This is a genomic window from Corynebacterium sp. L4757 (assembly GCF_043673995.1).
Taxonomy (GTDB): Bacteria; Actinomycetota; Actinomycetes; order Mycobacteriales; family Mycobacteriaceae; genus Corynebacterium.
The window spans coordinates 1-9,217 of the sequence record NZ_JBIMEN010000023.1; the positions used below are offsets into that span (position 1 = coordinate 1).

Sequence of the window (9,217 nt, forward strand, 5' to 3'; positions counted from 1 at the left end):
GGGCCCGACCCCCGGGAAGTGGACACGGAGGATTTAATCAAGAAGCAGATCTTAGGATAGCAGGACAGCGCTCCTCAAACACCACAGGAGCCAGATATTTACACCAGGAATGTCGGCGCACCGTGTTGTAACGGGTACACCAGCGGAAAACATCCCGCCGGCAGATCAACTGGTTGGCAAAGGTCTTGGAATCTTGAAGGACTTCCCTCTTCAGGGCCGCGTTGAACGACTCCGCCAAAGCGTTGTCCGCACTGGTCCCAATTGATCCCATCGACTGCCTGATCCCCAACTGGGTGCAGGTGTCCTGGAACGCATTCGATGTGTACACACTGCCGTGGTCCGAGTGGAAAATTGCTTCCTTCATGCTCCCTCGCTGGCCTTTGGCCATCACCAGCGCATCCTGCACCAGTGATGTGCGCATGTGATCGGCGATCGCGAAGCCAACCAGCCGGCGGGAATAGCAATCAATGACCGTAGCCAAGTACATATTCGACCCATCTGCAATCGGCAGATAGGTAATGTCACCGACGTAGACCTGGTTCGGCTTGTCGGCAGTGAATTTACGGCCGACAAGGTCAGGGAACACTGGTTTCTTCTGATCTGACACGGTGGTGGTGACCTTGCGTTTCTTGGTGTAGCCAAACAGTTTGAGTTCACGCATGATCCGCGCAACCCGCTTGTGATTCACGGGCTCATGACCCGGCTGGTCTTTAAGTTCAGCCGTAATCCGCTTGGCCCCGTAGCAACCATTTTCGGCAGTGAATACAGTCTTGACCCGTGCACCGAGGATGGCGTCGGATATGAGTCGTTTCCTCCGGGCTGAGCTGCTGTTTTTCCATTTGTAATAGGAGGACCTGCTGAGTTTCAACACGTCACATAACCGCTTAACCGAATGGTTCTTCTGGGCGTCGTCAACGAACTGGAAGCGGATCACCAGTTCGTCTCTTCCGCGAAATATTTAGCAGCCTTTCGCAGGATATCGCGCTCTTCGCGTAAGCGGCTGACTTCCCGTTCCAGCTGGCGGATCCGCTCAGCCTCGGTCACCGACATCGACGAGGGCGACTCTGCGGTGCGGGTTTTGGTACGCGCACCTGTCCCGTACTTTTTCAACCAGTTATGCAGGGTGGCACGGTTGATTCCGAGGTCCACGGCGATGGTCTTGAGCGAGGCACCTGGGGAGTTCTCGTAGAGCGCAACAGCGTCGCGCTTGAACTCCTCTGTGTAGGTCTTGCGTGGCATGGTGGCAGATTACCTTTCCCAGCATGATGCTGGTTTCAAGGTGTCCACCAAACGGGGGTCAGGTCCGAGCATCAGAGGATGAAGACTGAGCCGTCACGGCTCTCCGCCTGAAGTTTGCAACAGCACCACATTGAAACGCGAGGTGCTGCAAAACCGGAAATGCTTCGACTCACTGCTGCACGCCAGACGGGACGTCTTCGCGTGGTGTGTGTGCTACAACCAGAAGCGCAGACACTCATGGTGCGATTATCTGTCGCCCCTCGAGTTCGAAAACCGCACCTGCGGTAAACTCACCTTGACCGCATAAGTTCAATTCCCTGTGTCCACTTTCCAGGGGTCGGGCCCATGCTAGTTCGTTCAGCAGGTTACGCACAAGATGAGGAGCCTGTCTTTTACTACCGTTTCACGGTCCGAAACGGAATCGCTGATGGGCCGCATTAACCTCCAGCCCCGACGAGATCCTGAACCGAGGAGTAGTCCGACCTGATGACAGCCTTTAACCTTTTGCGAAACAATGCTGGACTGATCAGCTTGGGAATCTTCCTGTCATTGCTATCTACCGCTGTTACCCTTCTTCAACCCGCACTTGTTGGCCAGTTGATATCCGGAGTGGGTAGCGGAGTGTTTCAGAAGCCACTGATGCTCCTACTGCTAACTATTCTGGGAACATCCGTTTTGACAGCCGCCGCAATGTACGTGGTGTCCATCGCAGCGGATCGAACAGTCTGTGACATACGTAAGAAGATCACGAATCACCTTCTCTACCTGCAGATGAGGGAATTTGAGAAAGTGGGGGCGGGCAGCTTCACTACACGGCTAACGTCGGATACCTCCATCGTTGGCACCGCTTTTTCTTCTACCCTTGCTGATTTCGTGGGTGGGTTCACCGTCATCATCGGTGCACTCATATATATGGCTGTGGTGGACTGGAAATTACTTTTGGTCGTTGTTGCAGTGCTGCTGATCGCCCTAGTCATAATTCTAGCTATTTCAAGTTCCCTACAGAATCTCTCGTCGAAAGTTCAGGACCGCCTTGCAGCGCTCGGAGAAATCTTACAGTCGGCGCTATCGGCAATGCGGACTATCAAGGCCTTCCGGGTCGAGGCGAAGGTCATTGGTAACTTATCCACCGAGATTGACCACGCCTACCGCAACGGTCGAAAGATGAGCTTCGTCGAAGCCGTTCTTGACCCCTTAAGCACGGTGGCTTCCTACATGGCGCTTCTCGCGGTCGTCCTGTTCGGGTCCATTAGGTTGAACAACGGGGATTTGTCGGGAGAGTCACTTACCATCTTCGTTACCGCACTATTTCTGATGCTCGCCCCCATCGTGCAGGTGTCTCAGTCCCTCGGAACCTTCTTTGAGGCTAGGGGGGCACTGAGCAGAATTAACCAGCTCTTCGATCTCGAAGTTGAAGATTCAGCTGGACAAAGTTCACTTCCAGAGCTTTGGCCCACTTCCCCAGGATCCATCGAATTCGAGTCGGTATCGTATAGCCGAGAGGGCCGAACCATCTTAGATAACGCAAATGTAACGATCCTATCAGGTGAGAAAGTGGCACTCACAGGAGCTTCTGGTGCGGGAAAAACCACAATATTCAGTCTTCTACTGAGATTCTATGACACCTCGACTGGCCACATCCGTGTCGGGGGGCGAGATCTTAAGGACTGGAGCAGGAAGGATCTTCGCACTGTGATCACCTACGTCGAGCAGGAACCTGACTTGCTTTCGGGAACGCTCAGAGAAAACCTTACTCTCGGGACATCAGAAAGTTTCGATGACAAAATTCTTATCACGTTGCTAGATCAGTTCGGACTGGAAAACTTCGCCAGTACCGACGGCCTAGACCGGTTAGTAGGATTCGGCAATAGCGGATTGTCCGGAGGAGAGCGACAGCGAGTTGCCATCATCCGTGCTGTCCTTCAAAAATCGCCGGTCATCCTTGTAGATGAGCCGACTTCCGCTCTCGATTCAGTATCAGCAGAGTTGTCAATGAACAGGCTCTTAGATACTGAGTCCACAGTCATCTTTACCTCCCACGATGCAAACATCGTGAAGCTGGCAGAACGGATTCTAGTGGTCACCGACGGGAGAATCGTTGAAAGTACACCGAACAGCAGGGAGTCTTCAGATGCGTAAACACGTTCTCGTCACCGGCGCGACCAAGGGCATCGGTCGAGCAGTCGTGTCCCGGCTATTTCGGGAAGGATGCGATGTGTCCTACACATGGTTCTCCTCCAACGAATCGGTCTTGAATATCCAAACGGAGGCTCACGGCTCTCCGCCTGAAGTTTGCAACAGCACCTGAAATGGGGACCGACGGTCTCAAGGTCCGGGGCGACATTCGCCGGGGTCAGATCTTGTATTTCTGGGAGTCGTAACGGGTACCTGGTCTTGTAGGCCCAGGAGCTCCCACAGGTGGTCGACAACCTGCACTGGGCTCTTCCGGGGGGCTAGGTTGGATGAATCCCATCTCAGCGACACGTGAACTGTACGAATCGATGTATGGGTCGACCACGACCTCGGCGGATCTAGTATTTTGAAGAAAAAAATAACCCCGCAGGGAAACCTACGGGGTGTTGTTGTAACTAGAACGGTGCTTGTTCAGCGCCAGCCAGGGCGGCGGTCGCCGCCTCGCCTCCGCGACGGGCTGCGCGCGCAGCGGACTCCTTCTTGGAGTCGATGAGCTGCACCGTGTCGATGCGCGCCACCAGCGGGTACTGCTTCTGGCCGCCCTTGTCGGTGTAGACGTCGGTTTTCAGCGAGTAGCTCACCGCGACGCGGTCGCCGGAGCCGATGCAGCTGAACACGCCGAGTTTGTTAGCGTCCTGGACATATCCAGTCAGTTCGACGATCTCGCTCTCCACCTTGCCGGTGTTCTTGTTCTTGAAGGTGTTGCGCGCATAGACGCTGAGCTTCACCGTCGCACCGCCGTTTGCGTGCTCGAACAGCTTCGGTGCACGAGCTGCGTTGCCGACGATGGTGCCGTTGTTGAAGGGGTTGGACATGATGGTTCTCCTTACGTGAGTGGGTGGGAATTGCTGTGCAATTTGGGTACTTAAGCAGCTGCTTTGCTGCTGCGGGGGTTGCGCTGCCGTTACAGCACTGCCCAGGGCAGCGGTGTGCCTGCCGCCTCTAGGTCGCGCAGTTCTTGTGCTGCGCCCGGATCGGCGTCCTCGCCGTCGATACCGTCGGCGAGCTGGTAGAGCAGTTCCAGGTCGGTGTGGATGAAGTCGCGCATCACGTGCCTCCTTGTTCGGATTGATGGTCAATCCGTCTGTTGGAGACAGCTCTGCTGTCTAGGGGGTTCTCCCCCGCCCCGCGAGGTGTGCATCTCTGCAGGCCACGGCCCCGCGAGAAAAAGAAACCCCGTTGCATCGCTGCAACGGGGTGTGTGGTGCTACTCGGTGAACAAGATCGTGCGGGTCTTCTCAGCGCCCTCGCGGACGAGTTCGACCATCCGCTCGCCTTGGCCGATGTCGGTCAGCTTCGCGACCAGCGAAGGGAAGTTCTCGTCTGGCCCGATCTCGGTGGCTCGCTGCGCTGCCACGCCAGCTAGCCCCGGCTGGCCCGTGGCGTGCGCAAGCACGGCAACGGTGGCGGTGAGCTGGGCGCGCATCCCCGGCCAGCTGGTCGGGACAGCGCGCATAACCTTCTCTATGAACGCAAGGCCCGCCTGCGGGTCATCGAGCAGTGCGGCAAGCAGTGTGTCCCGCAAGCGCTTTGTGGTGAAACATTTCAACGCAGACCGAACAGCGCGCGTGCTCGGCTGGGTTATTCCTGCCGCCGCCTGCTCGTATTCACGCTGCAGCACGTCGGAGAACATGGGCGGGATATACGCCAGCGCGTCTTCGATGATGTCGGCGTGCTCGGCAGCGTCGATGCCGTGATCGGTGCTGTTCAACCGTGCCTCGATGTCGTCTTTGCTCGGCTCCGGCAGCTCGCCGGTGTGCTCTAGCATTTGCCGCAGCGCCGCTGATGCGGCGACCTCACCGATAACGCCGTGGCGAGGCTCGTCGATGAGCGGATGCTGGTACACAGACCACCAGGCAGCCCCGGTGACGATCTCGGGTACCTGCACCACCCCGAGCAGCGGCGGTAGGTGCACGGCCCCGCTCGTGAGATACGTGGCTGTCTCGTCGAAGACCGGCTGCGCAATGTCATCGCTGATCATGTACGCGATAACAGCGTCGAGTTCCAGGTGGTGGACCCACGCTGCGAACCGCTCGCGGCTCTCGGTGAGCTTCTCCACGGCCTCGTCCAGGTCGAACCGCGCGACCGGGCCGAGGCGGATGGTGTCGACACCCTCGTCGTCGACGAAGAACGCGAGGATCAGCGAGTTGTTCGGGTAGAAGCCGAGGATGCCGGGGAGGTTCGCGAGGATCTCACCGTGGGATGCAAGCGTGTGGGAATGAGTGGACATGGCAGTGCTCCTTTGCACGAATACGGGGTGTATATGGTCAATCCCGAATTCGGCCCGGCTCTGCCGGTCGCAGGCGTATCCCAGCAGTGCAGTGCCTATGTGCCCGGGCGTCGCTAGCGCAGCCTGATGTTGGGCTTACCGGGTGCGGGCGCTAGCGACGCAGCCTGTGCTTACACGTCGGCTTCGATGCGCTTGAGAGCGCGATAGATCGTCGGCCGTGAGACGTTGAAGGTGCGCGCTACAGCGCTGACGGACTTGCCGCTCTCAATAAGCTCCTTGGCGATCTGCGCCTGCTCGTTGCTGAGCTTCGGCTTGGGGCCGGCGACTCTGCCCTGGGCGCGGGCGTGCGCCACGCCCTCACGGGTGCGTTGGACAAGCAGGTCACGTTCCCACTCGGCCAAACTTGCCATAACGTTGATAACCACCTTGTCGGTGGGCTTCGACGTGTCCAGCGCTGGCTCTAGCACCTTGACGTTGATGTCGCGCTCCGCCAGGTCAGCGATGGTGTTCACGGTGTCTGCGAGGCTGCGGCCGAGCCTGTCGAGGCGTGTCACAACGAGCGTGTCGTCGGGGCGCATGTACGCCAGCGCGTCATCGAGGCCGGGCCGCTGCCAGTTGGTGCCGGAGATGGTGTCTGAGTAGATGTGGTTCGGGTCGCAGCCAGAGCCTGAACGCTCAGATGACTTCGAGCCTGACTTCTAGCCTGGAACCGCTGGTAGAAGTAGCTGTATCTGAGGCAATGTCGAAAGAGCCTAAGAGCCTGCACGAGGCAGCAGAAGCCTCTAAGAAGGCTCGCAGCGCTCTGCTCCAGGAGAAGGAGTCCAACGAAAAGCTGCTGGAGGAGATACGCGCAGAACGCAAGCAGTATAACGACGATATGGAAAAGTCGAACACGAACTTTATTAAGGCCTGCATGTCTGCCTCGTGGATTGCAGCCAGTGTTCTCTTCGTTGCTATTGCACTCGTTGCTGTCGGAGCCTTGGGGAAGGGGCTGCTAAGTATGCTCGGCATACCCGACGGCGTGTCTGCCTTGTGGGGTCACGTCCAGGAGGCCAACGGCATCGGCCCAACACTGGGCTGGTTGGCGTTAACACTTATCGTCATAGGGGTTCTTATAGCGCTTATGACCTGGATGCTGTCCCAGGCTGCGCCGGGTATTGCTCACTTGGTCGAGGAATACCGTCGCAATCACCCGAGGAAAGAAACGAACCACTAACTAAAACACGTGCACCGTAAAAAGTCAAAAGCCCCACAACACAGCGTAGCGGTTAACCGCTACGCTTCTTTTATGCTCTTCCTATGCCCCAACTTTGCAACAGCACCAATAAACTGGCGCCCCGGTTATAAGTTGGGGCGCCAAGTCGATGTGCTCGAGTCGGGGGATGTTAGTGGCCGGTGCCAAGCCGGCCAGACAGTCGGTTCAGCCGGTCCTGACTGGGACCGTCGAGCCCGATAATGGACACGGTTTTGCCTCTGTCCTGGAACTTCTGCGTAATCGCGTCAAAGGTCGCGACCGTGGAGGCATCCCAGATCTCCGCCTCAGTGAGATCAATAGTGATATGACGGGCAGAATCGGTGTAATCAAAGCGATAAACCAGGTCATTGCTTGATGCCCAAAACAACTGGCCATGCACCCGGTAGGTACGAGTATCAATCTGGCCATCGCCATCGCCGTCGATCTCGGAGACCTTTTCAATGGAAACGATATGTGCCACCCGACGGGCGAACATGATCATCGCGGTGACCACACCCAGCACCACACCGATGGCCAGGTTGTGGGTGGCTAGGGTGGCAATAATCGTCACGGCCATAACAATGGTCTCAGGGACCGGCATGAGTTTAAGGGTGCGTGGATGCACCGAGTGCCAGTCGATCGTGCCGACCGAGACCATGATCATGATTGCCACCAGCGCAGCCATCGGGATCATGCCAACGATATCGCCCAGTGTCAGGACCAGGACCAGCAGGAACACGCCGGCTAGCAGGGTGGATAGGCGGGTACGTGCCCCGGATTCGCGGACGTTGATCATGGTTTGACCGATCATCGCGCAGCCACCCATGCCGCCGAAGAAACCGGAGGCAATATTAGCCACCCCCTGTCCCCAGGATTCGCGAGTTTTATCGGAATGAGTGTCGGTGATGTCATCGACGAGCTTGGCGGTCATCAACGATTCCATGAGACCGACCACGGCCATGGCCAGGGCATAAGGCGCGATGATCTGCAGGGTCTCCAACGTCCACGGCACGTTCGGAATAAACAGGGACGGTAAGGTCTCCGGCATCTTGCCCATGTCCGAGACCGTCGGGACAGTCAAACCGGCGGCAATGACCAAACCGGTGAGCACGATAATCGTGACCAGCGGGGCGGGGATCACACTGGTGAGCTTGGGGAAGAAAATCATGATCACCACACCCAAGCCGACGAGTGGGTAGACCATCCAAGGCACGTCAATGAGGTGTTCGAGTTGGGCGGTGAAAATCATAATGCCCAGTGCATTGACGAAACCCAGCATCACCGATCGGGGGATAAAACGCTGAAGTTTCGCCACACCGAGGGCGCCGAGCACGATTTGTAGGACACCGCCCAACAGGACGGTGGCGATGAAATAATCCATCCCGTAATCACGCGCCACAGGAGCAATGACTAGGGCAATAGCCCCGGTGGCGGCGGTGATCATTGCCGGGCGGCCACCGGTAAAGGCGATCGCAATGGCCATGACTACCGAGGAAAACAGACCCACGGCTGGGTCAACACCGGCAAGGATGGAAAAGGCAATGGCCTCAGGGATCAGCGCCAGGGATACCGCCAGTCCGGCCAGAATCTCTATACGGATACGGGCGGGGGAAGAAAATGCGTAACGGAAGGATGCGATGATCCCGGTAGGGGCATCAGCGCCGTCTGGACTCAGGAGGGGGTGGGGGGCCTCCGTGCTAGTTTCAGTCATAGATGTCCAATCTTTGAGGGGATAGGTAACTGGGCGAACGCCCAAAAGGAATCCAACCCTCTAGTAGCTTTAGGGTTGGTGATGGTGGTTATGGTAGCGGGAGTTTTACTCAACCGCCAACCCAGGCACAGGAACCCGTGGGTAACATCACCGTGAAGGAGAACAGGCAATGCAAAACAGTAATTTCAAGATCGGCGAGGTCGTTGACCAGACGGGGTTGTCGATTCCCACCTTGCGTCATTATGACAACGTCGGCCTGATTAGCCCATCGGGGCGTAGCCCTGGTGGGTTCAGGCTTTATAGTGAGGCTGATGTACGTCGTGTTTTGCTGGTGCGACGGATGAAACCGCTGGGGTTTACTCTGGATCAGATGCGGGAATTCCTGGAAGCTGCGGAGATTCTTCATAGTTCAGATGGCGGGCAGGACAGTGATCCCGCGCAGCAGGCACGGAGTAATGCCAAGGCCACCCTTGCCGACATTCGTGAGGAGACGCGCACCCGCTATGAAAAGCTACGCAAGCAAATTACCTACGCTGAGGAATTCCTCGATCTGGTCAACACCCTGGCACCCTAAACTGCCCCCATCCTTCGCAGGGAGAAAAAGACCATC

General features: G+C 57.3%; 11 protein-coding genes. 5 read left to right on the forward strand and 6 right to left on the reverse strand.

From position 1 onward, the window contains the following. Positions 1–37 precede the first annotated feature (37 nt). A protein-coding gene (locus ACG98I_RS13665; RefSeq protein ID WP_394718078.1) for an IS3 family transposase occupies positions 38–1,239 on the reverse strand; the annotation gives its coding sequence in 2 pieces (ribosomal slippage) (positions 38–945 and positions 945–1,239; 1,203 coding nt in all). Positions 1,240–1,369: 130 nt separating this feature from the next. Between ACG98I_RS13665 and ACG98I_RS13670 the strand changes: the two genes are divergently transcribed. The 3 genes from ACG98I_RS13670 (at position 1,370) to ACG98I_RS13680 (ending at position 3,547) form a co-directional block, all read left to right on the forward strand. Beyond that, positions 1,370–1,546, forward strand: a complete 177-nt coding sequence (locus ACG98I_RS13670; protein ID WP_394721107.1) for an integrase core domain-containing protein — start codon at positions 1,370–1,372, stop codon at positions 1,544–1,546. A gap of 179 nt (positions 1,547–1,725) precedes the next feature. Further along, positions 1,726–3,378, forward strand: coding sequence for an ABC transporter ATP-binding protein (locus ACG98I_RS13675; protein ID WP_394721106.1), 1,653 nt, complete (start codon positions 1,726–1,728; stop codon positions 3,376–3,378). Beyond that, a complete protein-coding gene (locus ACG98I_RS13680) occupies positions 3,371–3,547 on the forward strand; it encodes an SDR family NAD(P)-dependent oxidoreductase (RefSeq protein ID WP_394721105.1) in 177 nt (58 codons plus the stop codon). The genes ACG98I_RS13675 and ACG98I_RS13680 overlap by 8 nt, the downstream gene beginning before the upstream one ends. A 280-nt stretch (positions 3,548–3,827) precedes the next feature. Here the strand turns inward: ACG98I_RS13680 and ACG98I_RS13685 are convergent, their stop codons facing one another. From ACG98I_RS13685 to ACG98I_RS13700, 4 genes are all read right to left on the reverse strand, one after another. Next, the gene (locus ACG98I_RS13685) at positions 3,828–4,247 is read right to left on the reverse strand and encodes a single-stranded DNA-binding protein (protein WP_394721104.1); all 420 of its coding nucleotides are present in this window, start codon (positions 4,245–4,247) and stop codon (positions 3,828–3,830) included. Positions 4,248–4,336: 89 nt separating this feature from the next. After that, positions 4,337–4,480: a hypothetical protein gene (locus tag ACG98I_RS13690; protein ID WP_005291046.1), complete on the reverse strand. Its 144-nt coding sequence runs from the start codon at positions 4,478–4,480 to the stop codon at positions 4,337–4,339. Between the two features lie 159 nt (positions 4,481–4,639). Beyond that, positions 4,640–5,662 (reverse strand): DUF4192 domain-containing protein, encoded by a 1,023-nt coding sequence (locus tag ACG98I_RS13695; RefSeq protein WP_394721103.1) that lies wholly within the window; start codon positions 5,660–5,662, stop codon positions 4,640–4,642. A gap of 170 nt (positions 5,663–5,832) precedes the next feature. Then, entirely contained in the window at positions 5,833–6,306 is a 474-nt protein-coding gene (locus ACG98I_RS13700; protein WP_080971500.1) for a recombinase family protein, read from the reverse strand. 35 nt (positions 6,307–6,341) lie between these two features. Between ACG98I_RS13700 and ACG98I_RS13705 the strand changes: the two genes are divergently transcribed. Further along, the gene (locus ACG98I_RS13705) at positions 6,342–6,878 is read left to right on the forward strand and encodes a hypothetical protein (RefSeq protein WP_224786635.1); all 537 of its coding nucleotides are present in this window, start codon (positions 6,342–6,344) and stop codon (positions 6,876–6,878) included. Between the two features lie 169 nt (positions 6,879–7,047). On the opposite strand, the gene ACG98I_RS13710 is transcribed toward ACG98I_RS13705, so the two are convergent. Next, positions 7,048–8,607: a SulP family inorganic anion transporter gene (locus tag ACG98I_RS13710; RefSeq protein WP_394720523.1), complete on the reverse strand. Its 1,560-nt coding sequence runs from the start codon at positions 8,605–8,607 to the stop codon at positions 7,048–7,050. Between the two features lie 169 nt (positions 8,608–8,776). Here ACG98I_RS13710 and ACG98I_RS13715 point away from each other — a divergent pair, with 169 nt between their 5' ends. After that, positions 8,777–9,181 (forward strand): MerR family transcriptional regulator, encoded by a 405-nt coding sequence (locus ACG98I_RS13715; protein ID WP_018297443.1) that lies wholly within the window; start codon positions 8,777–8,779, stop codon positions 9,179–9,181. Positions 9,182–9,217: the final 36 nt, after the last annotated feature.